At 63.3% G+C, this 26,501-nt stretch carries 18 protein-coding genes; 5 read left to right on the top strand and 13 right to left on the bottom strand.

Annotated features, from left to right (window positions below):
* Positions 1-37 precede the first annotated feature (37 nt).
* The 10 genes from ACE3PH_RS01005 to ACE3PH_RS00960 all read right to left on the bottom strand — a co-directional run bounded on the left by ACE3PH_RS01005 (position 38) and on the right by ACE3PH_RS00960 (position 12,963).
* On the bottom strand, positions 38-706 hold the full coding sequence (locus ACE3PH_RS01005) for a histidine phosphatase family protein (protein ID WP_374315585.1): 669 nt from the start codon (positions 704-706) through the stop codon (positions 38-40).
* Complete coding sequence (locus ACE3PH_RS01000; protein ID WP_374315583.1) at positions 703-2,373, bottom strand: methyltransferase; 1,671 nt, start codon at positions 2,371-2,373, stop codon at positions 703-705. Before ACE3PH_RS01000 ends, ACE3PH_RS01005 begins: the two co-directional genes overlap by 4 nt.
* Positions 2,370-4,721, bottom strand: coding sequence for a glycosyltransferase (locus tag ACE3PH_RS00995; protein ID WP_374315581.1), 2,352 nt, complete (start codon positions 4,719-4,721; stop codon positions 2,370-2,372). The genes ACE3PH_RS01000 and ACE3PH_RS00995 overlap by 4 nt, the downstream gene beginning before the upstream one ends.
* Before the next feature lie 24 nt (positions 4,722-4,745).
* Entirely contained in the window at positions 4,746-5,648 is a 903-nt protein-coding gene (locus ACE3PH_RS00990; protein WP_374315579.1) for an NAD-dependent epimerase/dehydratase family protein, read from the bottom strand.
* A 531-nt stretch (positions 5,649-6,179) separates the two neighbouring features.
* Positions 6,180-7,040: an ABC transporter permease subunit gene (locus ACE3PH_RS00985; protein WP_374315577.1), complete on the bottom strand. Its 861-nt coding sequence runs from the start codon at positions 7,038-7,040 to the stop codon at positions 6,180-6,182.
* Complete coding sequence (locus ACE3PH_RS00980) at positions 7,037-7,939, bottom strand: ABC transporter permease (protein WP_374315575.1); 903 nt, start codon at positions 7,937-7,939, stop codon at positions 7,037-7,039. The genes ACE3PH_RS00985 and ACE3PH_RS00980 overlap by 4 nt, the downstream gene beginning before the upstream one ends.
* Before the next feature lie 12 nt (positions 7,940-7,951).
* Positions 7,952-9,064 carry an ABC transporter ATP-binding protein gene (locus tag ACE3PH_RS00975; protein WP_374315573.1) on the bottom strand — a complete coding sequence of 371 codons (1,113 nt, stop codon included), beginning with the start codon at positions 9,062-9,064 and terminating at the stop codon, positions 7,952-7,954.
* Between the two features lie 10 nt (positions 9,065-9,074).
* A complete protein-coding gene (locus tag ACE3PH_RS00970; RefSeq protein ID WP_374315571.1) occupies positions 9,075-10,181 on the bottom strand; it encodes a polyamine ABC transporter substrate-binding protein in 1,107 nt (368 codons plus the stop codon).
* A gap of 4 nt (positions 10,182-10,185) precedes the next feature.
* Positions 10,186-11,580 carry an aspartate aminotransferase family protein gene (locus ACE3PH_RS00965; RefSeq protein ID WP_374315569.1) on the bottom strand — a complete coding sequence of 465 codons (1,395 nt, stop codon included), beginning with the start codon at positions 11,578-11,580 and terminating at the stop codon, positions 10,186-10,188.
* A gap of 15 nt (positions 11,581-11,595) precedes the next feature.
* The gene (locus ACE3PH_RS00960; RefSeq protein ID WP_374315567.1) at positions 11,596-12,963 is read right to left on the bottom strand and encodes a glutamine synthetase family protein; all 1,368 of its coding nucleotides are present in this window, start codon (positions 12,961-12,963) and stop codon (positions 11,596-11,598) included.
* A 169-nt stretch (positions 12,964-13,132) separates the two neighbouring features.
* Between ACE3PH_RS00960 and ACE3PH_RS00955 the strand changes: the two genes are divergently transcribed.
* Positions 13,133-13,513 (top strand): phage holin family protein, encoded by a 381-nt coding sequence (locus tag ACE3PH_RS00955; protein WP_374315565.1) that lies wholly within the window; start codon positions 13,133-13,135, stop codon positions 13,511-13,513.
* Position 13,514: 1 nt separating this feature from the next.
* On the opposite strand, the gene ACE3PH_RS00950 is transcribed toward ACE3PH_RS00955, so the two are convergent.
* The 3 genes from ACE3PH_RS00950 to thiL are packed head-to-tail and all read right to left on the bottom strand — an operon-like array spanning position 13,515 to position 15,624.
* The gene (locus ACE3PH_RS00950) at positions 13,515-14,009 is read right to left on the bottom strand and encodes a CinA family protein (RefSeq protein ID WP_374315563.1); all 495 of its coding nucleotides are present in this window, start codon (positions 14,007-14,009) and stop codon (positions 13,515-13,517) included.
* Positions 14,010-14,017: 8 nt separating this feature from the next.
* Complete coding sequence (locus ACE3PH_RS00945) at positions 14,018-14,623, bottom strand: phosphatidylglycerophosphatase A (RefSeq protein WP_374315561.1); 606 nt, start codon at positions 14,621-14,623, stop codon at positions 14,018-14,020.
* Complete coding sequence (thiL, locus tag ACE3PH_RS00940; RefSeq protein WP_374315559.1) at positions 14,620-15,624, bottom strand: thiamine-phosphate kinase; 1,005 nt, start codon at positions 15,622-15,624, stop codon at positions 14,620-14,622. Before thiL ends, ACE3PH_RS00945 begins: the two co-directional genes overlap by 4 nt.
* Before the next feature lie 211 nt (positions 15,625-15,835).
* Here thiL and ACE3PH_RS00935 point away from each other — a divergent pair, with 211 nt between their 5' ends.
* From ACE3PH_RS00935 to ACE3PH_RS00920, 4 genes are all read left to right on the top strand, one after another.
* Positions 15,836-16,558, top strand: a complete 723-nt coding sequence (locus ACE3PH_RS00935) for a response regulator (RefSeq protein WP_374315557.1) — start codon at positions 15,836-15,838, stop codon at positions 16,556-16,558.
* Positions 16,559-16,568: 10 nt separating this feature from the next.
* Positions 16,569-18,383, top strand: a complete 1,815-nt coding sequence (locus ACE3PH_RS00930) for an ATP-binding protein (RefSeq protein ID WP_374315555.1) — start codon at positions 16,569-16,571, stop codon at positions 18,381-18,383.
* Positions 18,337-23,970, top strand: a complete 5,634-nt coding sequence (locus tag ACE3PH_RS00925; protein WP_374315553.1) for an alpha/beta fold hydrolase — start codon at positions 18,337-18,339, stop codon at positions 23,968-23,970. The genes ACE3PH_RS00930 and ACE3PH_RS00925 overlap by 47 nt, the downstream gene beginning before the upstream one ends.
* Before the next feature lie 123 nt (positions 23,971-24,093).
* Positions 24,094-26,388 (top strand): NADP-dependent malic enzyme, encoded by a 2,295-nt coding sequence (locus ACE3PH_RS00920; RefSeq protein WP_374315551.1) that lies wholly within the window; start codon positions 24,094-24,096, stop codon positions 26,386-26,388.
* Positions 26,389-26,501 lie beyond the last annotated feature (113 nt).

Below are 26,501 nucleotides of genomic sequence, written 5' to 3'. Positions count from 1 at the left end.
ACCGATATGCGTCACCGTCCAGCTACCAAATCCAGAACTAGGCAGACTTACCCACCGACGCGGCCATGCCTCGATAAAGCACCTCGTAGCCTTCCTCGCTAGGCCAAAAAGCTGCAGCGTCCAGATAATCGGGCCAGCGACTGGTTCGCATATCTGCATCAAATACACGCGCGACGGTAGGTGCCACGATCGAGTCATGCGAAACGAACAGATGTACGCCCCGTTCGCAACCGGAGTTGTCCAGCATGTGCTTGACAAGAGCGTTCGCAGCCTCAGTTGGGTCAGCCATCCCAGGCAGCGCGCCCACTCCCGAAACAAGATGTTTGATCACACCATGGTTGCCATTAGCCAGCCAGTTGTTCCAGGCAATTTCTTCGTCGAGTACATAGACGCCCGGCGCACCCAAGCGCCTATCCAAATTGACGGCTTTATTCAAGTCAGCAGCTTGGCAGAGCAACTCAGCTGTTTGCACACACCGGAGTACCGGGCTTGACCAGGCGGATCTGAGCCTCCCCGTCAGCGCTCTACCTAACTCATGGCACATGCGGACACCCAACTCATTCAGCGGAAGATCCAAACCTGTGCCGCCATCCATAATGTCATCCCGAGCTGAATGCCTGAGGAGCAACGCTACGGGCAGACTGTCAGGGACAGACTGAATCAAACTCAAAGTGCGCTCCAGGGATGTCGTTGTTGCGTCTTTCATATCGCCTCACCGATCAGAACCGTGGACAACGCGTTCATGCGCTTGGCCTCTTTAAGAGCGAATCCGGTTCGCGCTAGCAATTCTGTGTACTGCGCCAGGGTCCGTTCACGCCCGCCCGTGACCATAAGCAGATGAAGGTCGCAGAGGGCGCCACTTGGATCGTTGTCAGACATGACCATCTCGACAATAAACATCTGCCCCCCCAGGGGCATACTTTCGCGTGCACGAGCCAATATTCGCAATGCGTCGGGGTCATCCCAGTCGTGAAGAATGCGGGCCAACACGACGGCGTCGCCTGACACATCCCAAGGAGCAAAGAAATCTCTTGCGACCCACTGGATCTGATCGCGTCTGGTGTGTGTTGCTCTCGCCAATGCGACAACCTCAGGGCGATCGAGAACAACTAGCTGAAGGGTTGGTTGCTGTGACAGCAACACATCGGCCAACACACCCAACCCACCACCTGCATCAATCACACATTCATTACCGACCAGATTCAGCGCTGAAGAAACGGTCGGATAGTCATGTCGAGCGTAACTGCGCAGCATCTGATGATGCAGAGCGGACCGCGTGGTATCAGCCGCGAGCATGCCAAAGATGTCAGGAGGAGTCCATCCGCCATCCCGACGCAGCGCTGCGGCGAGTTGCGACCACATGCCAGGAAAGTGCCGCCCAAACTCCAACGCTGCATGAGACAAGGTCAGCGGGTGATCCTTCCGTAAATACGATCCACGCTCTGTGACGTGCCATACCTCGGAGACCTGCTTGACAAGGTTCAATTCGCTCAAGGCACGAAGCAAGCGAGCCAATCGGTCATGCTGAACTGCCAGCTTTTCAGCCATTGAGGCAGCCGTTGTCGGCAAGACCTCAAAGACACCCAACTCCACAGCGGCAGCGATGGTTTCGGTTCGCCAAAACCCGACCATGTCGCCAGACAGTGAGGCGAACTCGGATTGAGTTTCGGTGCGCAAGACTGTCAAGATCACGCCAGACTCATCGATAACTTCCAGACCACCACACACAGTCTCTACGCGGGCTTGCCCGTTGTAGAAGGGCTCGACTGCGGCGAACCTCCGCTCGTAGATGGGGTGTCCTCGCATGTCAATGTGCATCCAGCCACGTGCATCTTTGGCTCTCGCAAACCCCTTGTGAAAGACATCGAGGTCATGAAACCAAATGCCGTGGAGCTTCAACCCCTGTGCGTTGATGTGAGTAGAGCGCCCATCGGCAGCTTGAACTACAGCAACACCATCTCGAAAGTCTCCGGCATAACGCCATCGCTCTCGGTAGGCTGGTCGACCATCGGGGGTGATGTGGAAGTAGGCACCATCGGTATCACGCACCGTGCAATGGCCCTCTTGGTAATTTCCGCACCATTCATATCTCTGAGGGTAGGCATCTTCTCCAGCAGCGGTGATGTGGAGCGCGCCCTCATCAGATAGGACTGCAGCCAACCCCTCATAGAACCCAAATGTTCGCTGGAACCTACGTGCGTACGCTTGTGTGCCATCGGGATGAACATGCCACGCAAAGGTATCGCGTCGCACGGGCGCCAAGCCCGGAGAATGAAACTTGAGGACCTCGTCAAAACGAGCCAAGTACGCAGGCTCGTTGTTCACAAGGTGGTGGGTAGCACACGGAGAGACCACCAGATCGGTCCAATTCATGTTGGCGACTCCACTGGCTTGCGCATATTGCAACTCAGGCAAAGGCTTCTATTCCGATAGGTCGCCTTCAGTTCTTGATATGCATCGCTCTCCCATATTTCAATGAAGCCCTGTTTATGGAGATTACCGAAATCGCCCAAAGAACGACGCTGTGCATCTGGTGCGCAACAGGGGTTGAAACGCCCTTCAGCACTAACCCAGGCCTCTTGGCCCAAGAATGGACATAGGCCCCCCGGAGCAAGATCGGCTTGCGCACTTTCGTCCAGAAGAAAGATGTTCTCCAGCAAGAGTGGCTTACCGTTGGGCAACATCCGCTCAGAGATGGCCTGGCGCGCGGCAAGCACGGCGTCATTCCATCGCTGAATCGAGGCAGGGCTCCGGCGCATTGACAGGTGCTTGATCTCCTGGAAATGTGCCCAGACGTGATGCCCCTTAAGTCGATCAACCCCCAGATCCACGGCAAGACGCACGATGTCAGCCAACTCACCGACGTTGGATTCCAAAAAGGTCATCTGAAAAGTCACTCGACACCGATGTCCCCCTCCGGCTGCATGAGCGTCCCGCACCGCGATGAAGTCCTTGACATTGCGAACCATCGCTTCCCAGCGTGCCCCGATCATGATGGACTCCTGCGTCGCCTGAGTCGCCCCATTCCAGGAGATCTTGACGTCAGATGCCACGGGCACGATACGCTCGGCCCATGTTTTGGCACCCAGCCGTGGAAAGGTCCCGTTGGTGGTGAGATTCAACTTGATACGGTGCCGTTCACACAACTCGAGGATGCGATCGAAGTCATCGTAGACAAGCGGCTCCCCCATGGTGGAGGGAATGATCTCGCGCAAGCCACGCGGAACCGCCTGCTCCAGCACCTGCTCTATCAGTCGAACGGGCATGATCCGTCGAGCCTGGCCCCGGCCTTTTCGCTCCTCTTGCAAGGTGCTGTGAGGCGAGTGCTCTTCGCACATCACACAGTTAAGGTTGCATGTATCCGGGTTGGTATCGAAAGTGATGCGCCACGGCCCCTGTGTGGGATCAATGTGCGCGCGATCTCGACGTCGAACCAGAGACTCATACAAGGTTTCGATGGCAAGAACGTGGTCATCAATCGACGGGATCTGTCCGTCCTCGCTGAAGAGATAGCCACGTTGGCCTAGACGTTCAAGCAAGTGCGAATCATCCAGCAAACGCTGCATCTGTTCTGCAAGTGCTCGGTGCGATCGGTGCTCAAACAGAAGGCCATTGACCTCGTGGGCAACATACTCCGCCATTCCACCAGCGTTGGCAGTGATGACCGGTACTCTGGCTTGCTGCGCCTCATGAATGACCAGCGGTGAGTTTTCAACCCAAACCGATGGCACGACAATCGCATCCACCTTGTCAAAGACGTCTCGAACGATGTCCTGATTTCGATATTCAGGCATCCATTCAACACGGTCGACCACGCCTTCCGGAAGGTCGCGGGCCAGCGCCTTCAATGCCTCGGTGTCTTGCCCACGATGACGCCCCCAGATCCGCAAGACTGCATTGCCACGTAGCAGACCAAAAGCACGGATCAAATCGTGAATGCCCTTGGCAGGAATGTGCGTACCGATGTAGCCGAAGGTCACAGGCTCGCCCGAGACTCGCGAACGACCCGCAGATCGCTTTCGGTCAAAACCATAGTCCAAGTATTTCAACTTCGCTTCAGGCAAGCCAAAGTCATCTCTGTATCGCTCTAGCAGGTATCGCGCAGGCGCCACAAACACGTCGACCAGTTCAGTCATCGCACGCATGTGACTCATCCTCCGACCCACCCACTGGGTCCAGTAAGACAAGTCGATGGTTTGCTCATCCGCCGCCCCACTGAAGTAGCGCGAATAGCAGCGTTCCGCGCACTTCTGGTCATCCTGCCCATCGCAGGCAGCCCAGAGGTTGTTTGGATCCTCGGGAAATGTCTGCATGAATTGACCGCGTGGGCACATCACCCAGTAGTCATGAAGCGTATAGACGATTGGGATTTCTCTGCTGGCAGCTTCGTGCAGCAGAGAGGTGGACAAATGATTCAGATGCCCGACATGGACCACATCCGGCTTCAAATCATCCAACAACTCAGCAAACCTCTGATCGATACCCGCAGCGCGGTACCGATCTTTGTTCCTTGGGTTGTTGACAAGATGCAAGGTAATCCTGTCGTCATCAGGATCCCTCTCTGTTCGGACTCGATAATCGGGCGCAAACGAATCTTCTTCCCGGGTAAAGACATGAACCTCATGTCTTCCGGCCAACCCCTGACATAGGGTCTGGCTGTAGACCTCGGACCCGGCGTTGTAGCGCATCGGGTAGCCATGAATTACTTTCAATATTTTCATATCACCACCTCAACCTGCTGACTCTTAAAGCAACTCACGCGCATAGTCCGCGATGAGCCGTGACAACCCATCTTTCAGGGACACTTGCGGAGCCCAATTCAATGCATGCATCGCAAGAGAGGGAGATCCATAGAACTGCGCAACATCAAAATTGCGAGGTGGTGCTTCGACAATTGGCGATTCGCTGTCAGCGATGGCGATTGCTTGCAGAGCCAACTCACCTAGAGTCGTTGCAATGCCAGACACAAATTGAATCGGGGGCAAGCAGTCCCATGGACTGCTCATGTGATGAATTAACAAGATGATGCCTCTACAAACATCGTCGACGTGGGTGAAGTCGAAGGTATGGCGATACCCATCGACTCTTAACGGCTCACCCAATACTGCTGCCCTTGCAAAGGCAGGAATCACCCTGTCAACATGGTCAGATGTGCGGCCATACACATTCGACAACCTGATGGTAGAGACCCTCAAACAGTCAAACAAATGCGCACCAAGAACAAGGCGCTCACCCTCTGCTTTGGAGCGCGCATAGATATTCACCGGGTTGAGGGGGGTGTCCTCTGTGGCAGGAAGCTCTTTAGGTTGACCATAGACTTCACGGCTACTGGCAAAGATCAACCAGGGTGGAGAGCTTTGCTTCTTCATCGCTGCGAGTATGTTTTTGAGACCCCCAACATTGGTCGCCCAACATAGGTCCGGATCTCGCTCACCCCATACAACGCGCGAAACCGCCGCAAGATGCAGGATGCCGTCACAGCATGAAACTGCATCCTCTACACAAGCGTAGTCGCAGATATCACCCTGCTCGTCGCCCACCCCATTCAGATCCAAGCCCTTTACAACGTAGCCTCGTGCCAATAATTCTTTGGCAACGACGCGACCAACCAAGCCCTCTGATCCAGTGATCAGTATCCGCTGTGTCATTTTTTGATTCCACGAAAGTGCGCAGCCAAAAGTGGTTACCACTTCGGCTGCATAGAGATGCCGATTACTTGGCGCTGTTGATCAACTGCCGAAGACTGACCCGAGAATCCGAGTGATTAAGCGGTGCTTTCTCTCGCCTCGAGCTAAGTTCTTCCGTCTTGGCTATCGCTAGTGCCTTGGCACGTTCGTCATCCTGACCTCTAGCGAGGTAGTACGCGGAATGGCAAGGGTTCAGCTGGCTGGAACGGTTGTCCCGTGCTGACTTTGAGTCTGAAGTACTCATGAATTGGCTCCAAATATGACCAGCACGGACGATCAACACCTCTTCGGGTCAGAGAGGCTGCCTGGAGCAAGGCATGCGTATTTAGCTACGCAGATGAGGTCAATGCTGGATCGGGTCTGACTGAGCGAAGGTACTAACTCAACGAATTAACCGTCACCCCAGACCCGGACTTGGAGCGTAAAGAGAAGTATCGACGCAGGTGATCAGCATAGACGTCGTATGCATACGCGTCAAGCGAATCCTTTCCCTCACCCCCGCCCAGCCGAAGCCACTTCCTGCGCCCTGCGCCGCTCCATGCGGGCCAGCGCGTAGCTGCCGCCAATCACCGCCACCGACACCACGGCAATCACCACGGTGGCCACGGCGTTCACGCTGGGGTCCAGCCCCAGACGGGCGCGCGAGAAGATCACCAGCGGCAAGGTGGTGGCCCCGGGGCCTGAGAGAAAGGCGGCCAGCACCACGTCGTCCATCGACAGGGTGAAGGTGAGCAACCAGGCCGAGGCCAGAGCCTGGCCGATCATGGGCAGCGTCACCAGAAAGAACACCTGCATGGGCCGGGCGCCCAGGTTTTGCGCAGCTTCTTCGAGCGAGGGGTTGAGGCCTTGCAGGCGGGCCTGCACCACCACGGTGGCGTAGGCCATGCCCACCAGCAGGTGGCCCAGCCAGATGGTGGTGAGCCCCCGCTCGGGGAAGCCAATGGCGCGCTGCATGGACACCAGCATCAGCAGCAGCGACAGGCCGATGATCACCTCCGGCATCACCAGCGGGGCGTTGACCATGCCCACCATCACGGTGCGGCCCATGAAGCGCTTGTTTTTCACCAGGGCCAGGGCCGTGAGGGTGCCCAGCACCACCGCCGCCGTGGCCGACAAAAATGCCACCTTCAGTGTGAGGGTGATGCCTTCGATCACCTCGGTGTCGTGCGCCAGCTTGTGAAACCACTTCAGCGTGGCGCCGCCCCACACGGTGGGCAGGGGCGAGTCGTTGAAGGAATAGATGACCAGCGCAATGATGGGCAGGTAAAGAAACAGGAAGCCGCAGGTGAGCCACAGGCGCGAGGTCCAGCGCCCGACGGCATGGGCACTGGGAACACGTGGCAGGCTGCTCATCGCTTGCCCTCCTGCTGTTCGGTCTGGGCCTTGTTGAAGAGCGCCAGCGGCACGATGATCATCAAGATCATCACCACGGCCACGCTGGAAGCCATGGGCCAGTCGTTGTTGCTGAAGAACTCATCCCACAGCACACGGCCAATCATCAGGGTCGAGGGGCCGCCCAGCAGCTCGGGGATCACATACTCGCCCACGCAGGGAATGAACACCAGCATCGAGCCCGCCAAAATGCCCGCGCGTGAAAGCGGCACCGTCACGGTCCAGAAGGTCACCCAGGGGGAGGCGCCCAGGTTTTGCGCGGCTTCCAGCAGGCGAATGTCCATCTTCGCCAGGTGCGAGTACAGCGGCAAGATCATGAAGGGCACATAGGTGTAGACCATGCCGATCACCAGCGAGAAGGGCGTGTTCATGTACTGCCCCGGCCCGGGTATCAGGCCTGCCCCCACCAGCAGCGGGTCCACCCCTGAGTGGCCCAGCACCGTGGCCACCCAACCGCCCGGCACCAGCAGGCCCTTCCAGGCGTACACGCGCAGCAGGAAGGAGGTCCAGAACGGCAGCATCAGCATCATCAGCAGCGCGGGCTGGATGGCCGGGTTCGAGCGCGCCATGAAGTAGGCAAAGGGGTAGCCAATCAGCAGGCACAGCACCGTGGTGATGGCGGCGTATTTCAGGCTGGTGAGGTAGGCCGTGAAATAGAGGTTGTCTTGCGTGATGTAGAAGTAGTTGCTGAACTTGAGCTGCATGTGCAGCACGCCATCAGCCCAGGTGAACAGGTCCTTGAACATGACCCCGTCCACTTCCGACACGCTGATCTTCATCACGATCAGGAAGGGCAGCATGAAGAACAGCAGCAGCCACCCGTAGGGAATGCCGATGAGCAAGCGGTTGGACCATTTCATGGCGGCCTCCGTTCAGAGCGTGAGCACCACCTGCGCCGTGGGCGACCACCAGGCCCAGGCCTCGTCGTCCCAGGTGAGGGTGTGGTCGGGGTGGCGTTCGGTGTTGCTCTGGCTCACCTTGAGCAGTTGGCCGCTGGGCAACTGCAGGCGGTAGACCGTGAAGTTGCCGAAATAGACCATGTCCTTGATCTTGCCCTTGACGAGGTTCATGTCGGGCGGCGTGCCTGGCAGCGGCTCGGGCCGGAGTCGGCCAATCTTGATCTTTTCCGGGCGCAGGGCCACCGACAAGGCCATGCCCACGTGCCCGCTGATGCCGTGGCTCACATAGTGGCGGCAGTCTGCACACTGGATGACCACGTGGTCCGATTCGTCTTCGGTCAGCGTGCCTTCCATCAGGTTCACGTTGCCGATGAAGTCGGCCACGAAGCGCGTCGCCGGGGTTTCGTAAATCTCGCGCGGGGCGCCCACCTGCTGGATGCTGCCCTCGCTCATCACCGCAATGCGGCTGGCCATGGTCATGGCCTCTTCCTGGTCGTGGGTCACCATCACGCAGGTCACGCCCACCGATTCGATGATGTTGACCAGCTCAATCTGCGTTTCTTCACGCAGCTTCTTGTCGAGCGCACCCAGGGGTTCGTCAAGCAGCAGCAGCTTGGGCTGCTTGGCCAGGCTGCGCGCCAGGGCCACCCGTTGCTGTTGTCCGCCCGAGAGCTGGTGCGGCTTGCGCTGCGCATACTTGCCCAGTTGCACCAGCTTGAGCATGGCTTCCACACGCTCGGCCACCTGGGCCTTGGGCATGCCTTCACGCCGCAGCCCGAAGGCGATGTTGTCCCACACCGTGAGGTGCGGAAACAGCGCGTAGTTCTGGAACATCATGATGATCGGCCGCTTGTAGGTCGGCAGACCGGCCAGATCCTGCCCATTGAGCAAGATGCGGCCTGATGTCGGGTTGTCAAACCCGGCCAGCATGCGCAGCAAGGTGGTCTTGCCGCAGCCGCTGGAGCCGAGCAGGGCGAAGATCTCGCCCTGGTTGATCTCGAGGCTGACATTGTCGACTGCCCTGAACGGCGCAGCGTCGGTACCGAAGTCCTTGACGACTTTCTCGATGCTCAGGAATGCAGTCATGCTGTCCGCCTTACAGACCGGTCTTGAACGAGGTGTAGATGCGTGTCATCTGACGACGGATGTCGTTGTTCAGTGCGCCGGGCTGAGCCATCTGCTTCATCTCGGCCTCGTTCGGGAACACCGCCGGGTCGTTGGCCACCTCGGGCTTGACGAACTTGCGGGCCGCCAGGTTGGGGTTGGCGTAGAACACCTTGTTCGTCAGCGCGGCATGCACCTCGGGGCGCATGATGTAGTTGATCCACTTGTGCGCGTTCTCGGGGTGAGGCGCGTCAACCGGGATCACCATGGTGTCCATGAACACCACGCCGCCGGTCTTGGGGATCAGCGTCTGGATGTGCTGGCCGCTCTTCGATTCGATGGCGCGGTTCTTGGCGATGTTGATGTCACCCGAATAGCCCATCGACAGGCACAGCGAGCCGTTGGCCAGGTCGTTGATGTAGCCCGACGAGCTGAACAGCGTCACATAGGGGCGGATGCTTTTCAGCAGCGGCAGCGCACCGGCGTAGTCGCCAATGTTGCGGCTGAAGGCAGGCTTGCCCAGGTAGTGCATGGCGGCCGGCACCACTTCGGTGGCCGAGTCGAGCACGGACACGCCACAGCTCTTGAGCTTGCTGAGGTACTCGGGCTTGAAGAACAGGTCCCAGGCGTTGTCGGGCATGGGCATGCCACCCAGCGCGGCCTTGACCTTGTCAACGTTGATGCCGATGGTGGTGAAGCCCCACAGCCAGTCGACCATGTACTGGTTGCCCGGGTCGAGCTTGGAGAGCTGCGACATGAAGAGCGGGTCCAGGTTCTTCATATTGGGCAGCTTGCTCTTGTCGAGCTTTTGCAGCAGGCCGCCATCAGCCTGCATGCGCGCCCAGTAGGAAGAGGGCACGACCACGTCGTAGCCGCTCTTGCCCGCCACCAGCTTGGCGTGGACGATTTCGTTGTTGTCGAAAACGTCGTAGCGCACCTTGATGCCGGTTTCCTTCTCGAAATTGGCAATGGTGTCGGGTGCGATGTAGTTCGACCAGTTGTAGACGTTGAGGATCTTTTCTTCCTCGGCCTGGGCACCCAGGCAAGTGGTCAGTGCCACCAGACCGGTGGCCACGCTCATCAGCGTGCGCTTGAACATGCTCTCAAACTCCTGTCAGTTCAGTCCAGGTCAGATCCAGACACTTGCGGATCAGACCCATCATTTCGTCAATCTGCTCGCAGGTCAGTACCAGCGGGGGGGCAATGATCATGCGGTCACCCACGGCCCGCATGATCAGGCCGTTGGCAAAGCAGTGACCACGGCACACCATGCCGGCACCGACGCTGGACGGGAAGGGTTCCGCCGGGCTGGTGTCGGTCGCCTTGCGGCGCACCAGCTTCAACGCCCCCATCAGCCCGCAGGTTTCGGCTTCGCCGACCAACGGGTGTTCCAGCAGCTTGGCGTATTGTTGAGCCAGATAGGGTCCAGTTTCGTGACGAACACGTTGCACCAGACCCATTTGCTCAATCAATTCGAGGTTGGCCAGGGCCACGGCACAGGCCACGGGGTGGCCGCTGTAGGTGTAGCCGTGGTTGAAATCGCCACCCTGGTCGATCAACACCCGGGCCACGCGCTCGCCCACCAGCACGCCACCCAGGGGCACATAGCCTGAGGTGACGCCCTTGGCGAAGGTGATGAGGTCCGGGCGCGTGCCAAAGCGCTCGCAGCCAAACCAGTAGCCCGTGCGGCCAAAGCCGCAGATGACTTCGTCGGACACCAGCAAGATGCCGTACTGGTCGCAGATGCGCTGGATTTCAGGCCAGTAGGTGTCGGGCGGGATGATGACGCCACCGGCGCCCTGCACCGGCTCGCCAATGAAGGCGGCCACCTTGTCGGCACCCACTTCCAGGATCTTGGCTTCCAGCCACGAGGCGGCACGGCGACCGAAGTCGTCACGGCTTTCACCGGGTTGGGCGTGTTCGCTGTAATGCGGCTGGTCGATGTGGACGATGCCGGGGATGGGCAGGTCGCCCTGCTCGTGCATGTCGGGCATGCCGCCCAGCGAGGCGCCGGCCACGGTCGAGCCGTGGTACGCGTTGCGGCGGCTGATGATGGTCTTGCGGCTCTTCTGGCCCAGTACGTCCCAGTAGCGGCGCACCATGCGCACCACCGTGTCGTTGCCCTCCGAGCCCGAGCTGGTATAGAACACGTGCTCGAACCCAGGCGGGCTGAGCTGCGACAGCTTGTGCGCCAGCGCAATGGCCGGCGGGGTCGCCGTCTGGAAGAAGGCGTTGTAGAACGGCAGGGTTTCAAGCTGGTGCGTGGCCGCCTCGATGAGCGGGCGCTGGCCGTAGCCCACGTTCACGCACCACAGGCCGCTCATGGCGTCGAAGATCTTGTGGCCATCGCTGTCCCACAGGTAGATGCCATCCGCTCGGGTGATGATGCGCGAGCCCTTGGCCGCCAACGCCTTGAAGTCGGTAAAGGGGTGCAGAAAGTGGGCGGCGTCCAGCGCTTGCCACTGTGCCGTGCTGTGCTCGAATTGCGGGGGTGCCATAGGTTTTTCTCTCGGTCAGACGTGCAAAAGCAGGTGTTCGCGCTCCCAGGGCGAGATCACCTTCATGAACTCGGCGTATTCGACTTCCTTGATCTCGGTGTAGACCGTGACAAAGGCTTCGCCCAGCACCTCGGCAAGGTCGGGCTCTTCGCGCAGGGCCGTGAGGGCTTCGCCCAGGCTGCGCGGCAACTGGTAGTTGGCCAGGTAGGCATCGCCCCGACACTCGGGCGTGGGCTCGATCTGCTTGGTGATGCCCAGGTAACCGCAAGCCAACGTGGCAGCCAGGGCCACATAGGGGTTGGCATCGGCCCCGATCACGCGGTTTTCGACGCGCCGCGCGGCCGGCGTGGCCACCGGCGAGCGGATGCCCACGGTGCGGTTGTCGGTGCCCCATTGCGTGTTGATGGGCGCAGCGTTGGAGCGCACCAGGCGGCGGTAGCTGTTCACATAGGGCGCAAACAGCGCAGTGGCCGCAGGGATGTATTTCTGCAGCCCGCCGATGTACCAGTAGAACGCTTTCGAGGGGCTGCCGTCGGGGTTGCTGAAGATGTTCTGGCCCGTGGCCTTGTCGGTGATGCTCTGGTGCACGTGCATGGCGCTGCCGGGCTCATTGGCCATGGGCTTGGCCATGAAGGTGGCATACATGCCGTGGCGCAGCGCCGCTTCGCGGATGGTGCGCTTGAAGAAGAACACCTCGTCGGCCAGCCCCAGCGGGTGGTCGTGGAAGAAATTGATCTCCATCTGGCCTGCACCCACTTCGTGGATCAGGGTGTCGACATTGAGCCCCATGCGCTCGCAGTAGTCGTAGATGTCTTCAAAGAGCGGGTCGAACTCGTTGACCGCATCGATGGAATAGGCCTGGCGCGAGGTTTCCGAGCGGCCGTTGCGGCCCACCGGGGGTTTGAGCGGCAAGTCAGGGTCGATGCTGCGCTCGACCAGGTAGAACTCCAGCTCGGGCGCCACGATGGGCTGCCAGCCCTGGTCGTCAAACAGCTGGCACACGCGGCGCAGCACCGAGCGTGGCGCATAGGGAATGAGCTTGCCGTCGCGGTCATAGCAGTCATGCACGACCTGCGCGGTGGGGTCGGTCGCCCACGGCACGATGCACACCGTGGCCGGGTCGGGCTGCAGGTGCATGTCGCGGTCGGTGGGGGTGATGAAGTCGTAGTACGAGCCCGACTCAGGGAACTCGCCCGTCACCCCGATGGCGACGATGGCTTCGGGCAGGCGCATGCCGCGGTCTTCGGTGAATTTCTCGCGGGGCAGGATCTTGCCGCGCGCCACCCCTGTCAGGTCCGGCACCAGGCATTCGATTTCGGTGACACGGCGCTCATTGAGCCATTGTTCGAGTTCACTGAAGCTGCTGGGGGCGGTGGAAGGCATGATGAACCTCGGTCTGCTGTTCAGTCAGACGGGCACCATTGCACGCGACGAGAAGGGGACATGTCTGGCGCCCGTTGACGTGGTGGTTTGTCTGACCAGTGTGCCAAACCGTATACCGAAGTCAACCCAGCCCGTCCGAATTTGTTCACGCTGCGCTATGCTTGCCAGCATGAAACTCGTCTTGCGGTGGCTGCTGTTGTCGGCAGCCCTGATGTTGCTGGCCCAGTGGGACAGCGGTATCCAGATCAAGGACTTCGGCTCGGCCATGATTGCCGCGCTGGTATTGGGCTTGCTCAATGCCTTTGTACGGCCCTTGCTGATTCTGTTCACCCTGCCGGTCACGGTGCTGACCATGGGGCTGTTCCTGCTGGTGATCAACGCCTTCACTTTCGAGATGGCGTCTTACCTGCTGGACAACTTCCATGTGCACAGCTTCACCGATGCACTGCTGGGCTCGGTGCTCTACAGCCTGTGGGGCCTGGTGATCGATGTGGCACTGGAGCGCCTGATGGGCCCGCGCCAGGTGCCCACCGACGACCAATGGCGCTGAGCTAAGCCAGGCTGGCGAGCAAGCCCTGCAGGGCACGCAGCACCGTGGCCTGCCGGACCGCCGCGCGGTCACCGTCAAACACACAGCGCACGGCCTGTGCAGGCTGCCCCTTGCGCGCCCAGCCAAACCACACGGTGCCCACCGGCTTGTCAGCCGAGCCACCCGTAGGCCCGGCCACACCCGTGACCGCCACAGCCAAGTCCACCCCCGCCATGCGCACGGCACCTTCGGCCATGGCGCAGGCCACCGGCTCGCTCACCGCGCCATGGGCCACGATGAGCTCGGCCGGCACGCCCAGCATGGCGGTCTTGGCCGCATTGCTGTAGGTCACGAAACCACGGTCAAACCACACGCTGGAGCCTGCGCGCTCGGTGCAGGCCGCCGCGATCAACCCCCCTGTGCAGGACTCGGCTGTGGCCATCATCCAGCCCCGCGCTTCGAGCGCCGCAGCCAGCTGGGCAACGAGATCGGCGACGGGGTCAGATTGGGTGTCCATGGGGTCGCTCAGCTCATCAGGCCTGCGGTGACGCCACCCTGGCGCATGGCCACAGCCGCCGCCAGGACCAGCAGGGTGCACAGGGCGGCCACCAGGTCGTCAAACAGGATGCCGAAGCCCTGCGCCCAGCCAATGCTTTCGCCGCGGTGCAGCTTGAACAGGCCGTCGGCCCAGCCAATGGGGCCGGGCTTGGCCGCGTCGAAATAGCGAAACAGGATGAAGCCCAGGGTCTGGCCCAGGATGCCATAAGGGGTGATGAACCAGAGCACGAGCCAGATGGCGAGGATCTCGTCCCACACCACGGCACCGGGGTCGGCCACCTGCAGATGTTGCGCAGCCCGTGTGCAGGCCCACCAGCCCACCGCGAGGCCCACCACCAGCACAATGCCCCAGATGAGGTCGGCGTGACGGCTACCGCCCCACCACAGGTTCAGGGCCACGAAACTGGCCCAGCCCCACAAGGTGCCAAAGGTGCCCGGCGCAAACGGTGCCAGCCCGCTGCCCGCGCCCAGGGCAATGAAATGCGCGGGGTGGCGTACAAGAAACGCCACATCAGGGCGGCGCGGCCCCGGCATCACCGAGGGCGAAGGAGCGTCGTCAACGGGCGCGTTCATGTCTTGAAGTGGTCGAAAGAGGTCCAGCGGTTGTCCACCCACTGGCGGCGACCGGCTTCGGCCGGTTCATCGAGCACGCCGGTGAACAGGCGCAAGCCCGCGTCAGCCTGAATGCGGCCGATGCGGCTCACGGCCACGCCGGCTTGTGTAGCACGGGCCAGCACCGCCTCGCGGTCAGCCGGGGCCGTGGTGAACAGCAATTCGTAATCATCGCCCCCGGCGAGGATGCAGTCGAGCTGGGTTTCCCTCGTGCGATGGGCCAGCACGGTGTGCACGGGCAGTGCGTCGAGCGCCAGCTCGGCGCCGACATCGCTGCGGCGCAGCACATGGGCGAGGTCACCCAGCAGGCCGTCGGACACGTCAATGGCCGCATGGGCCAGCCCCTGCAAGGCCAGCCCCAGGGCGACACGCGGGTGAGGCCGCTCGAGCACATCGCGGGCCAGACGGAAATCGAGCCCGGACAAGGGGGGCTCCAGCGTGTCACGGAAACCTTCCAGCGCCAGGCGGGCGACGCCCGGGTAGCCACTGACCCACAGGTCGTCACCCGGTTGGGCGCCACTGCGCAGCAGGGCACCGCCCGCTTTGACCTCACCCATCACGGTGATGCCGATGCTCAAGGGGCCCGAGGTGGTGTCGCCGCCGATGAGTTCGCAGTCGTGGGCATCGGCCAGCGCCAGCAGGCCCTGGGCAAAGGCGGTGAGCCAGGCTTCGTCGACGCGGGGCAAGGTGAGCGCCAGCGTGAATGCCAGCGGACGGGCGCCACAAGCCGCCAGATCAGACAGGTTGACGGCCAAGGCCTTGTGACCCAGGCGGGCCGGGTCAACCGTGGACAGGAAATGGCGACCTTCGACCAGGGTGTCGGTCGAAATGGCGAGGTGGTGTCCGAAAGCGGGCGTCAGCACGGCGCAGTCATCGCCGTTACCCACGAGAGAGTGACGGGCCCCCTGGCCAGGGGGCCGCCAGAAATATCGTTCGATAAGATCGAATTCACCGAGGCTCATGTTGACATTGTCGGTGAATACTGCCTTACCGCGGCCAACGACCCCTGAGCAGCTGCCTTAGTTATTCTTGGCTGGTACTGTCTGATTCTTCTTGTCAGCTCAGCAACAATGCTTCACAGTTTGGCCCAAACATACGGGTTATTGCCTGATCCGATGGCTAAACCGACGTTTAGAGCACATTTCGTTGAATCTGTCTCGATACCATTGAGGTATGACTCCTGGCGTACGCATTCTTGTTATTGACGACCACCCGCTGTTCCGTGAGGGGCTGAAAAGCCTGCTGTACGGACTGGATGCGCTCGCCAATGTGAAACAGGCTGCATCCATCGCCGAAGCCCTGACCCTGGTGGGCGAGCCCTTCGACCTGATCCTGATGGACCTGCACATGCCCGGCACCCAGGGCATGGAGGCGCTCACGGCCATCAAGGCCGCGTTCGATGAGTCCACCGTGGTGGTGGTGTCGGGTGAAGAGTCGCCACACGTCATCCAGGCGGCCATCCAGCATGGTGCGGCGGGTTATGTGCCCAAGAGCACCGACCCCAGCGTGACCACCCAGGCGCTGCGCCTGGTGCTGGCCCAGGGCATCTACCTGCCGCCTGAAGCTCTGAAGGCCCCCCAAGGCGCCGAGCACAGCCACCATGCGCCCAGCAGCCTGCCGGCGCCCTCGCCCAGCGCCGAGGCGGCCAACCGTTGGTCGCAAGAGCTCAGCCCGCGTCAGTTGGCCGTGCTGCGCTGCCTGCTGCAGGGCAAGCCCAACAAGGTCATTGCCCGTGAAATCGGCATTGCCGAAGGCACGGTGAAGGCGCACCTGTGGGCGGTCTACCAGCTGCTCGGTGTCAACAGCCGGGCCCAGGCCATGTACCGTGCGCACGAGCTCAAGCTTTTCGGCGCCCTCAACGCAGGGCCGGCGGCGACGCTGACCAGCGCGCCCTGAGTGCCGCCGCATGTCCACGCAGTACCCGACCGCGGCCCCTCCACCCCACGCCAGCACCACCCCGTTGAATGCGGAGGTGGAAGTACTTGACCTGATCGCACGCCAGGCCCGCAAGGTGCCCTGGCCGGTGGGGCTGGCTGCGCTCTTCGTGCTGGCCGTGACCTGGCAACACGTGCCCCATCTGGCGCTGCTGGTATGGACCGCCTCGGTGGTGATCATGCAAGGGGTGCGCTGGAGCTTGCTGCCCGACCTGCCTTCCCGCCCAGGCACGCACGAGTCGCGCATGCGCACGGCCATCCTGCTCAGTGGCATCAACGGCATCGCACAAGGCTCGGCGGTGCTGTTCTTCTACACGATGACCGATTTGCAGCGGGCGGTGGTCTCCATCCTGCTGTCGGGCATCACGGCCGGGGCCATTGGCACCACGAACGGCCACCCGCGCATCTACAACGCCTTCGCTTACCCGGTGATGCTGGGCATGACCCTGAGCTGGGCGTTTTCGCCCCACCCGGGCGCGCTCTGGTGGGTCGATGCCGCCATGTCCTTCCTGTGCCTGGCCTTTCTGGTCGTGCAGATTGGCCTGGCCAAGGACCACTACCGTTCACTGAACGAATCCGTGAACATGCGCAACGAGCAGATCAGGCTGAACGACCAGCTGCGCTCGGCCCTGCAGTTTGCCGAAGAGGCCAATACGGCCAAGACCCGCTTCCTGGCTTCGGCCAGCCACGACTTGCGCCAGCCCCTGCACACGCTGACGCTGTTTTGCGCCGCCTTGATGACCCACAAGCTGGACGAATCCGGCCGCAGCATCCTCACCCACATGGACGCCGCGCTCAGTGCGCTGCGCTCGCAGCTGACGGCGCTGCTCGATGTCTCGAAGCTGGATGCCGGCATCGTCACCGTCAACCAGAAGCCGACCGACATCGGCCCGATGCTGCGCCGGCTGTGCGATGAAAAGCGCGAAGAGGCCCGCACCAAGGGGCTGCAGCTGGACTGCCAGGCCGACGGCCCCCTGGTCGTCAAGACCGATGCGCTGCACCTGGAACGCATCATCACCAACCTGCTCGACAACGCCATCAAGTACTGCAACGCTGGCAAGGTGTGGCTGGAGGTGAAGGACAGCGGGGCCTTTGTGGAAGTGGCCGTGCGCGACACCGGGCGGGGCATCCCGCAAAAGGACCTGGCCCGGGTATTCGAAGAGTTTTACCAGGTCGACAACCCGGAACGCGACCGCACGCGGGGCCTGGGCCTGGGCCTGTCGATCGTGCAGCGCCTGAGCCGCCTGCTCGACATCCCGCTGGACCTGCAGTCCGAGTTGGGCGTGGGCACCCGCGTGGCCATGCGGCTGCCCCGTGCCGAGCTGAAAGAAGCGCCGGCCGCGCTGCCCGAGATCGACTCGGCGGCGATCCCGCTGTGCCACATGCTGGTGCTCGATGACGAGGCTGGTGTGCGCATGGCGATGAAGACCCTGCTGGAATCTCTGGGCTGCCAGGTGACCCTGGCCGCCGACACCGACGAAGCCATGCGCATGGCCAGCATCGATCCCCCCGACGTCGTGCTCGCGGACTTCCGCCTGCGCGGCGAGGAGAGCGGCATCAAGGCCATCCGCAAGCTGCGCCAGCAACACCCGCACCTGCCTGCCATGCTGATCAGCGGCGACACGGCGCAGGACCGGCTGATCGAGGCACAGGAGGCCGGACTGCGCCTGCTGCACAAGCCGGTATCGGTCGAGGTGTTGCTGAAGGCGGTGATGGACACACTGGAGCAAGGAGTCCCGGATGTCCCCGTCGATGCAGCCGCAGAAAGGCCCTCAGGCACGCCCTGAAGCAGGCCCGCCATGTCAGAGTCGCTGGTTGTCGCAGGGGTGGGAGTCCCTGCTGCATGACCTGCTGACAGGTCAGCGACCGGCTGACGCAGCCGGCTGCCACTGCGATGTCCTCATCATTGGCAGCGGCTACGGCGGGGCCATCGCTGCGGCCGAGTTGGCCGGCACCCGGTTGCCTGATGGACGCCCCGCACGCGTGTGGGTGCTGGAGCGGGGGCAGGAGTACCTGCCGGGCAGTTTCCCGTCCGAACTCGGGGAGCTGCCAGGCCACGTGCGCTTCAGCACCAGCGCCACCGAGCAACCAGCCGGACGCCGCACGGGGCTGTTCGATGTGCGCCTGGGCGCCGAGATGTGCGCGCTGGTCGGCAGCGGCCTGGGCGGCGGCTCGCTGATCAATGCCGGCGTGATGGACTGGCCTACCAGCGAGGTGTTCGACTCACCCGCGTGGCCACAGGCCTTGCGTGCTGACAAAGACCAGCTGGCACAACGGGCCCTGGACGTCAGTGTGCGGCTGGGCGCCCACCTGCGCGAAGGCCCGGTCAATGGCGTGCACACCCACGGCATGGCGCCCGACAAGAACCGGGTGCTGCAGCAACTGGGTGCCCGACTGCCTTACCGCGATGCGCCGATCACCGTGGCCCTGGTTGATCAGCCCAGCAGCGACCAGGTGCAACTGGACGCCTGCGTGCAATGCGGCGACTGCGCCACCGGGTGCAACCACAACGCCAAGATCTCGCTGGACACCAACCTGCTGGCCCAGGCCCAGCGCCTGGGGGCGAAGCTCATCACCGGTGCGACGGCCTGGCGGCTCGCGCCAGGCGAAGCGGGCGGCTGGCAGGTCGAGGTCATCCACACCGACGACCAGGCCCAACGACGGGAGGGGCGGCCCCACACACTGCGCGCACACCGCGTGATCCTGGCGGCCGGCACGCTGGGCTCCACCGAGTTGCTGATGCGCTCGCAAGAAGCCGGGCTGCCGGTGTCATCCCGCCTGGGTCAGCAGTTTTCAGGCAACGGCGACATGATCACCGTGGCCTATGACCTGCATGACCAGCACGGCGCCCCCACCACGGTGAATGCCGTGGCCCACGAGCACGACGAACCTGCCCAACGGCAGGTCGGGCCCACCATCACGGGCATCCTCGACCGGCGTGACCCCGCCCACCGGCCCGCTGGGGTGCCCCCTCATGTGATCGAGGACCTGGCCGTGCCCGGGCCGATGCAGCGGCTGTTTGGCGAGATCTTCACCACGGCCCGCGCCCTGCAGGAGCTGGGCGAGGCCGACACCAGCGCCCACCACGGTGACCCCGACTGGGTGGACCCCATGGTGGTGTCGGACGAGGCGGTGCGGCGCTCGCTGGTGGTGGCCCTGATCGGACATGACCAGGGCAATGGCCAGTTGAAGATGCCTGACAAGCGCAGCAACCGCATCCCGACGGACGGGCAGTTGCACATCAGCTGGCCGACCTTGAAAGACGACCCCCGTTTTCTGGCCCAGGAAAACGCCCTGGCGGCGCACTGTGCACAGCAGGGCTGGCAGATGCGGGTCTTGTCGAACCCCGGCTGGAAGCCCCTGCCCGATGCGATGGAGAAGATCTTCGGCGCCCAACGCGGGCCGCTGCTGACGGTGCACCCACTGGGGGGCTGCGCCATGGCCGACGATGCCCGCGCTGGCGTGGTCGACCACCTGGGCCGCGTCTTCAACCCGACGCCTGAGCAGCCCAGCCAGGTCCACGAGGGTCTGGTCGTGATGGACGGGGCCATCGTGCCCTGCTCGCTGGGCATCAACCCCGCGCTGACCATTGCCACGCTGGCGCAACGCAATGTGCTCGCCTTGCGAGCGCTGTGGGGCTTCACGGTGCCCGCACAAGCCGCCCCGCCCCTGCGGCAACGCCCACGTGCACGACCACCCCAAGCGGTGTCAGCTGCGCCCGCCACCGAGGTGGAGCTGGCCGAGCAATTGCGTGGCTGGGCTGGTCAGCAAGGCATCGAGCTCACCCTGCATTTCCGGCCTCAACCCATCCGGGAGTTGATTGAAGGCCCGCGCCGGCTGGAGGTGGACCCGACCCGCAGCGAGGTGCGGGTGATCAGACGGCCATCGACCGCAGACAGCGACGCCCGCGGGGCCCAGCCCTGGCATGAGGACTTCACCCTGCACCGCAGCCCGGTGCAAGGCACGCTCACGGTGCTGCACCGCGAGGCCAGCACGCCCGCCTGGCGCACAGCCCGGGGCCTGGGCGCCTGGTTCGTGAACCGGGGGCTGCGCGATGTGGTGCAGGCCCTGCAGGCCGCCGTGAAAGCCAGGCTGAACCGATCAGACCGCACGGCGTCGACCACGGACACCGACCTCGCCACGGCCCTGCAGCGCCTGTGGCAGGACCGGGTCCTGGGCACCTTCCGGCTGGCCAGCCGCGCAGGGGAAGTCCGCCTGTTCGATTACGACCTCACCGTACTCGGGCAAGGCCCCTGGGCGGGGGAGCGCCTGCAAGGTCAGAAGCGCTTGACCTATGCCTGCCGCGGCAACCCGTGGCTGCAGCTGATGCAGATGCAGCTGAACCGCGCACCGGGTCTGCCACGTGATCAGCGCCCGCTGCTCACCCTGAACCTGGGCTACCTGGCCGATGAAGGCGTGCCGCTGATGCGGGTGATCCGGCAGCGGCACATGCCCGACACGCTGATGGACCTCATCAGCCTGGGGCTGATGCTGACCCGCGTCATGCTGCACCAGCATGTCTGGAGCCTGCGCAAACCCGACACGCCTGAAGCGCGCCCCATCCACCGCCTGCCGGTGGCCGTGGAAGGGCTGCCGCCGCCGGAGGTGATTGAGCTCGATGTGGCCCCACCCCTGAGCAATGGCACCCCCGTGCGGCTGCGGCTGACGCGCTACCGCGGTCAGACGGCTCAGGCAGAAGCGGTGCTGATGCTGCATGGCTACAGCGCCGGCGGCACCACCTATGCCCACCGCTCCGTGCCCGACGGCCTGGGGCACACGCTGTGGACAGCCGGCTTCGATGTGTGGGTGGCCGACATGCGCACCAGCCCGGGCATGCCCACCGCCACCAAGCCCTGGACCTTTGAAGACCCGGCCTATCACGACATCCCTGTGGCGGTGGACCATGTCTGGCGTGCCACCGGGCAACGCCCCATCCACATCTTCGCCCACTGCATGGGCTCGGCCATGCTCTGGATGGGGCTGCTGGGGCCCCGTCAGGCCGACCACCTGACCCACGAGGCCTTGCGGGTGGCGATGCCCGACCGCATCAGGCGCGTGGCCCTGTCGCAGATCGCGCCCGTGGTCACATTTGACCCGGCCAATGTGTTCCGCGCCTTCGTGATGCGCTACTTCCAGCAGTTCATGCCGCTGGGGCCCTTCTATTTCCGACCCGAGACCGGCGAAGCCAGCAGCACCTCGATGGTGGACCAGATGCTCGACCGCCTGCTGTCCACCCTGCCCTACCCGGTTGACGAGTTGCGCCGCCAGGACCCGTTCTGGCCGCCCGGACAGGCCACGCCCTGGGCCGCCACCCGCCACCGCATGGACATCCTCTACGGGAGGGACTTCAAGCTGTCCAACATCAGCGAAGCGGTGCTGCGCGACATCGACGAGCATTTCGGCCCGCTGAGCCTCAAGACCCTGAGCCAGGCCATGCAACTGGCCCGCAATGGCGGCATCGCCACCCCGCAAGGCGACAACCTCTACCTCGACCCGCACCGCATGCGGGCTCTGCTGGCGCGCTTCCCGGTCATGAGCGTGCATGGGCGGGAAAACGCCTTGTCGGACATCCGCGGCCTGTACCGCTTCAAGGCCTTCATCGACGCCCTGGGCCCGCAGGCCAGCCAGCGCTTCACGCACCACATCATCGATGGCTATGGCCACCAGGACTGTCTGATCGGGGAAAACGCCCGTGCCGATGTCTTCCCTTACATCGTCGATTTCCTGAAGGCCGCAGACGACCAGCTGCCACCGTCCACCCTGACCGAACCCCGCCCACCGGCTGCGCTCGATGTACAGCCCGCGCCCTATGGCCCCTTCCTGGGCACCGCCTTCCTGCACCCGGATGGCCACTGGCACTGGCCCGTCACCATCGGTCGCGACACCCCCTGCGCCCAGCCGGCCGCTGTGGCCTGTGTCACCCGCCAGGCCGATGGCAGCCTCGGGGCCATCCTGTTGCTGCCCTGGCCAGATGCACGGCCTGGCCTGGACCCCACCCCCTCGCTGATGCGGACCCTGAGCCTGCCCGAGGCCTGCTGGCCAGACGCGCACAGCACGGTCGGCCTGTTCTTGGTGCACACCCAGCCCGGCCACGACAGCCCTCGGCTGGCCGACATCCAGGCCGCGCTGACGCCCTTGATGCACAGCTGGAGCGAGACCGACCTGATCTGGATCCCCCGTCCGCCGCTGCCGGTCGATCAGCCGGATCAGCAGGGCTGGTCCTTCATGCTGTCAAGCTGCCTCTACCCTGGCAGCATGGCCGAACGCACCCCCGATGCCGCCCACTGGCAGCCCGGGCCGGCCGACCAGGCCTGGCAGCGTCTGCTCGCCTGGCGAACCGACCCGCAGCGCACGCAGCCGGAACTGGCCATGCTGCTGGGCGACCAGATCTATGCGGACGCCACGGCCGGCCTGTTCGACCCGCGTGCGGCGGATGGCCGCTTCAACCTGCCCTACCAGAGCATGCTGAGCCTGCGCTGGATGCGCCACGCCCTCAATGGCCTGCCGGTGCACACCCTGGTGGACGACCACGAGATCGTCGACAACTGGAGCCAGACCGATTCCGACGATCCGCAGGAAGCCGACAACGACACCCTGCGCGCCGAGGGCCTGCGGGCCTACCGCCACTTCCAGCGCTTTGCGCAGCCCGTGCGCCAGCCGGTGGACCCGCTCGACCCCACGCGCCGCCCTGCACGCCTTTGGTACACCTTCACCCACCGCGGGCTGCCCTTCTTCATGGCCAACACCCGCACCCAGCGGACCTGTCGCGAGGTGGCCCGTCTGGACGAGGCCCGCATCATGGGCCGCGTGCAGTGGGCGCAACTCGAAGCCTGGCTCACCCGGCACGGCCCCGATGCGCAGCCCAGCTTCGTGGCCACGCCATCCATCCTGCTGCCACGGCGCCTCACCAGCGACACCCTGCGCCCGGCCAGCGCCCTGATGGCCGATGCCTGGGAGTCCTATCCGGGCTCGCTGCACGCGCTGCTGGCCCTGCTCTACCGCTGTCAGGCCCGCCATGTGGTGTTCCTGTCGGGTGACGAGCACGTGTCGTGCGTGGCCCGCATCACCCTGACCCGCGAAGGCGACGCACCCGACCGGGCCGTGGTGGCCCACTCGGTGCACAGCTCCGCCCTCTATGCGCCTTACCCGTTCGCCAACTCGCGTCCCACCGACTTCCATCTGAACGACAGCTTCAGCTTCCGGCACCAGCATGAAGGGCAACTGCACCACTACCACTGCCGCGTCGAGACCGAGGTGATCCCGGGTGACGGGTTTGCCATCCTGGCCTGTCAGCCGGATGGTCCGGATGGCGGATGGCAGGTCACCACCACCTTCAACCGACAGGAGGGCCTGCACCACCGTGTGCTGCGCTGAGGCGGTCAGGCTTCACGTCGGCTGGCAACTTTCTTGCGGACATCCACACAACAGCCCCCTCCGAAGTTCCTAGAATCGGGGGTCCGGGCGAGTACCCCTTCGCCAGCCAACAAAGGCCGCACCATGACCACACCCGAAGAAAAACGGGCCGAGCTCAAAAAAGCCGCGCTCGAGTACCACGAGTTCCCCACACCCGGGAAGCTCGCCATTTCTGCGACCAAGCAACTGACCAACCAGCGCGACCTGGCGCTGGCCTACTCGCCAGGCGTGGCTGCTGCCTGTGAAGAGATCGTTGCCAACCCCGCCAATGCCTTCCGCTACACCAGCCGGGGCAATCTGGTGGCCGTGGTGACCAACGGCACCGCCGTGCTGGGCCTGGGCGACATCGGCCCGCTGGCCGCCAAGCCGGTGATGGAAGGCAAGGCCGTCCTGTTCAAGAAGTTCGCCGACATCGACGTCTTCGACATCGAAATCAACGAACAGAACCTCGACAAGCTGGTCGACACGATCGCCTCGCTCGAGCCCACCTTCGGCGGCATCAACCTCGAAGACATCAAGGCCCCGGACTGCTTCTACGTCGAGCGCAAGCTGCGCGAGCGCATGAAGATCCCCGTCTTCCACGACGACCAGCACGGCACCGCCATCGTGGTGGGCGCGGCCCTCCTCAACGCCTTGAAGGTGGTCGGCAAGGACATCAAGACCGCCAAGCTGGTGACCTCGGGCGCCGGTGCGGCGGCTCTGGCCTGCCTGCAACTGCTGGTCAAGCTGGGTGTGCCCCGCGAAAACATCTGGGTGACCGACCTGGCCGGCGTGGTCTACGAAGGCCGTACCGAGCTGATGGACCCCGACAAGGCCACCTTTGCGCAAAAGACCGAGCTGCGCAAGCTCTCCGAAGCCATTGAAGGTGCCGACATCTTCCTGGGCCTGTCCGCTGGCGGCGTGCTCAAGAAGGACATGGTCGCCAAGATGGCAGCCAAGCCCATCATCTTCGCGCTGGCCAACCCGACCCCCGAAATCCTGCCGGACGAGGTCAAGGAAGTCCGCGACGACGCCATCATGGCGACCGGCCGCTCCGACTACCCGAACCAGGTCAACAACGTCCTGTGCTTCCCCTACATCTTCCGTGGGGCCCTCGATTCCGGCGCGACCACCATCACCGACGAGATGGAAATTGCGGCCGTGCACGCCATTGCCGAGCTGGCCCAGGCCGAGCAAAACGAGGTGGTGGCTGCGGCCTACACCGGCGAGTCGCTGAGTTTCGGTCCGGAATACCTGATTCCGAAGCCATTCGACCCGCGCCTGATGATCAAGATTGCGCCGGCTGTCGCTCAAGCTGCCGCCGCCTCCGGTGTTGCCTCGCGCCCGGTGGCCGACCTCGACGCCTACCGCGACAAGCTGCAGACCCTGGTCTACGCTTCCGGCCACACGATGAAGCCCATCTTCAGCGTGGCCAAGCGCGCCAAGGCCAAGCGCATTGCCTACGCCGAAGGTGAAAACGAAGGCGTGCTGCGCGCCGCCCAGATCGTGGTCGACGAAGGCATCGCCCGCCCGACCCTGATCGGCCGCACCCCGATCATCCTGCAGCGCATCGAGCGTTTCGGGCTGCGCCTGAAGGCCGGCGTCGATTACGACATCGTCAGCACCGAAGAAGACCCACGCTACCGCGAGTACTGGCAGACCTACCACGCGCTGGCCGACCGCAAGGGCGTGACCGCGCAGATGGCCAAGATCGAGATGCGCCGCCGCCTGACGCTGATCGGTTCGATGCTGCTGCACAAGGGCGAAGTCGACGGTCTGATCTGCGGCACCTGGGGCAACACCTCGCTGCACCTGCATTACATCGACCAGGTGATTGGCAAGCGCGAGGGGGTGAAGACCTACGCCACGATGACCGGCCTGATCCTGCCGGGCCGCATGGTCAACATCCTCGACACGCACATCAACTACGACCCGACCGCCGAGCAATTGGCCGAAATCACCATCATGGCCGCCGAGGAAATGATGCGTTTCGGTCAGCGCCCGAAGGCCGCGCTGCTGTCGCACTCGAATTTCGGTTCGAGCAACCAGCCCTCGGCCATCAAGATGCGCGAGGCCCTGGGCCTGATCCAGCAACAGGCTCCCTGGCTGGAAATCGATGGCGAAATGCATGGCGACACGGCCCTGGACGAGTCCTACCGCACCCAGCTGATGCCGCGCACCACGCTGAGCGGCGAGGCCAATCTGCTGGTTTGCCCGAACATCGACGCGGCCAATATTGCCTACAACCTGCTCAAAGTTGCAGCTGGTAACAATATTGCCCTGGGGCCCGTTTTGCTGGGTGCCGCCAAGCCGGTTTGCATCCTCACGCCATCGGCCACCGTGCGCCGAATCGTCAATATGACCGCGATGACCGTAGCAGACGCGAACGCCAGCCGCTGAACGCCAACCATCCGGCTAGCGCGTATACCACAATCGCGCAACCCCCTGTCAAAGGCCCTGCCCTACCGGTTTTCCGGTGGTCAGGGCCTTGAGCTTTTTGCCCCTTTTCAGTA

The organism is Aquabacterium sp. (assembly GCF_041909175.1).
Classification (GTDB): Bacteria; Pseudomonadota; Gammaproteobacteria; order Burkholderiales; family Burkholderiaceae_C; genus Aquabacterium.
Note: the sequence above shows the minus strand (reverse complement) of the source record. Positions and strands in the feature narration are given on the sequence as shown.

Excerpts from the sequence above, each read along its gene's own strand:
- ACE3PH_RS00935 (WP_374315557.1), top strand. The coding sequence starts at position 15,836 with ATGACTCCTGGCGTACGCATTCTTGTTATTGACGACCACCCGCTGTTC.
- ACE3PH_RS01000 (WP_374315583.1), bottom strand. The coding sequence starts at position 2,373 with ATGAATTGGACCGATCTGGTGGTCTCTCCGTGTGCTACCCACCACCTT.
- ACE3PH_RS00925 (WP_374315553.1), top strand. The coding sequence starts at position 18,337 with ATGTCCCCGTCGATGCAGCCGCAGAAAGGCCCTCAGGCACGCCCTGAA.
- ACE3PH_RS00955 (WP_374315565.1), top strand. The coding sequence starts at position 13,133 with ATGAAACTCGTCTTGCGGTGGCTGCTGTTGTCGGCAGCCCTGATGTTG.
- ACE3PH_RS00995 (WP_374315581.1), bottom strand. The coding sequence starts at position 4,721 with ATGAAAATATTGAAAGTAATTCATGGCTACCCGATGCGCTACAACGCC.
- ACE3PH_RS00950 (WP_374315563.1), bottom strand. The coding sequence starts at position 14,009 with ATGGACACCCAATCTGACCCCGTCGCCGATCTCGTTGCCCAGCTGGCT.
- ACE3PH_RS00975 (WP_374315573.1), bottom strand. The coding sequence starts at position 9,064 with ATGACTGCATTCCTGAGCATCGAGAAAGTCGTCAAGGACTTCGGTACC.
- ACE3PH_RS00990 (WP_374315579.1), bottom strand. The coding sequence starts at position 5,648 with ATGACACAGCGGATACTGATCACTGGATCAGAGGGCTTGGTTGGTCGC.
- ACE3PH_RS00945 (WP_374315561.1), bottom strand. The coding sequence starts at position 14,623 with ATGAACGCGCCCGTTGACGACGCTCCTTCGCCCTCGGTGATGCCGGGG.
- thiL (WP_374315559.1), bottom strand. The coding sequence starts at position 15,624 with ATGAGCCTCGGTGAATTCGATCTTATCGAACGATATTTCTGGCGGCCC.
- ACE3PH_RS00960 (WP_374315567.1), bottom strand. The coding sequence starts at position 12,963 with ATGCCTTCCACCGCCCCCAGCAGCTTCAGTGAACTCGAACAATGGCTC.
- ACE3PH_RS00965 (WP_374315569.1), bottom strand. The coding sequence starts at position 11,580 with ATGGCACCCCCGCAATTCGAGCACAGCACGGCACAGTGGCAAGCGCTG.
- ACE3PH_RS00970 (WP_374315571.1), bottom strand. The coding sequence starts at position 10,181 with ATGTTCAAGCGCACGCTGATGAGCGTGGCCACCGGTCTGGTGGCACTG.
- ACE3PH_RS00985 (WP_374315577.1), bottom strand. The coding sequence starts at position 7,040 with ATGAGCAGCCTGCCACGTGTTCCCAGTGCCCATGCCGTCGGGCGCTGG.
- ACE3PH_RS00930 (WP_374315555.1), top strand. The coding sequence starts at position 16,569 with ATGTCCACGCAGTACCCGACCGCGGCCCCTCCACCCCACGCCAGCACC.
- ACE3PH_RS00980 (WP_374315575.1), bottom strand. The coding sequence starts at position 7,939 with ATGAAATGGTCCAACCGCTTGCTCATCGGCATTCCCTACGGGTGGCTG.
- ACE3PH_RS00920 (WP_374315551.1), top strand. The coding sequence starts at position 24,094 with ATGACCACACCCGAAGAAAAACGGGCCGAGCTCAAAAAAGCCGCGCTC.
- ACE3PH_RS01005 (WP_374315585.1), bottom strand. The coding sequence starts at position 706 with ATGAAAGACGCAACAACGACATCCCTGGAGCGCACTTTGAGTTTGATT.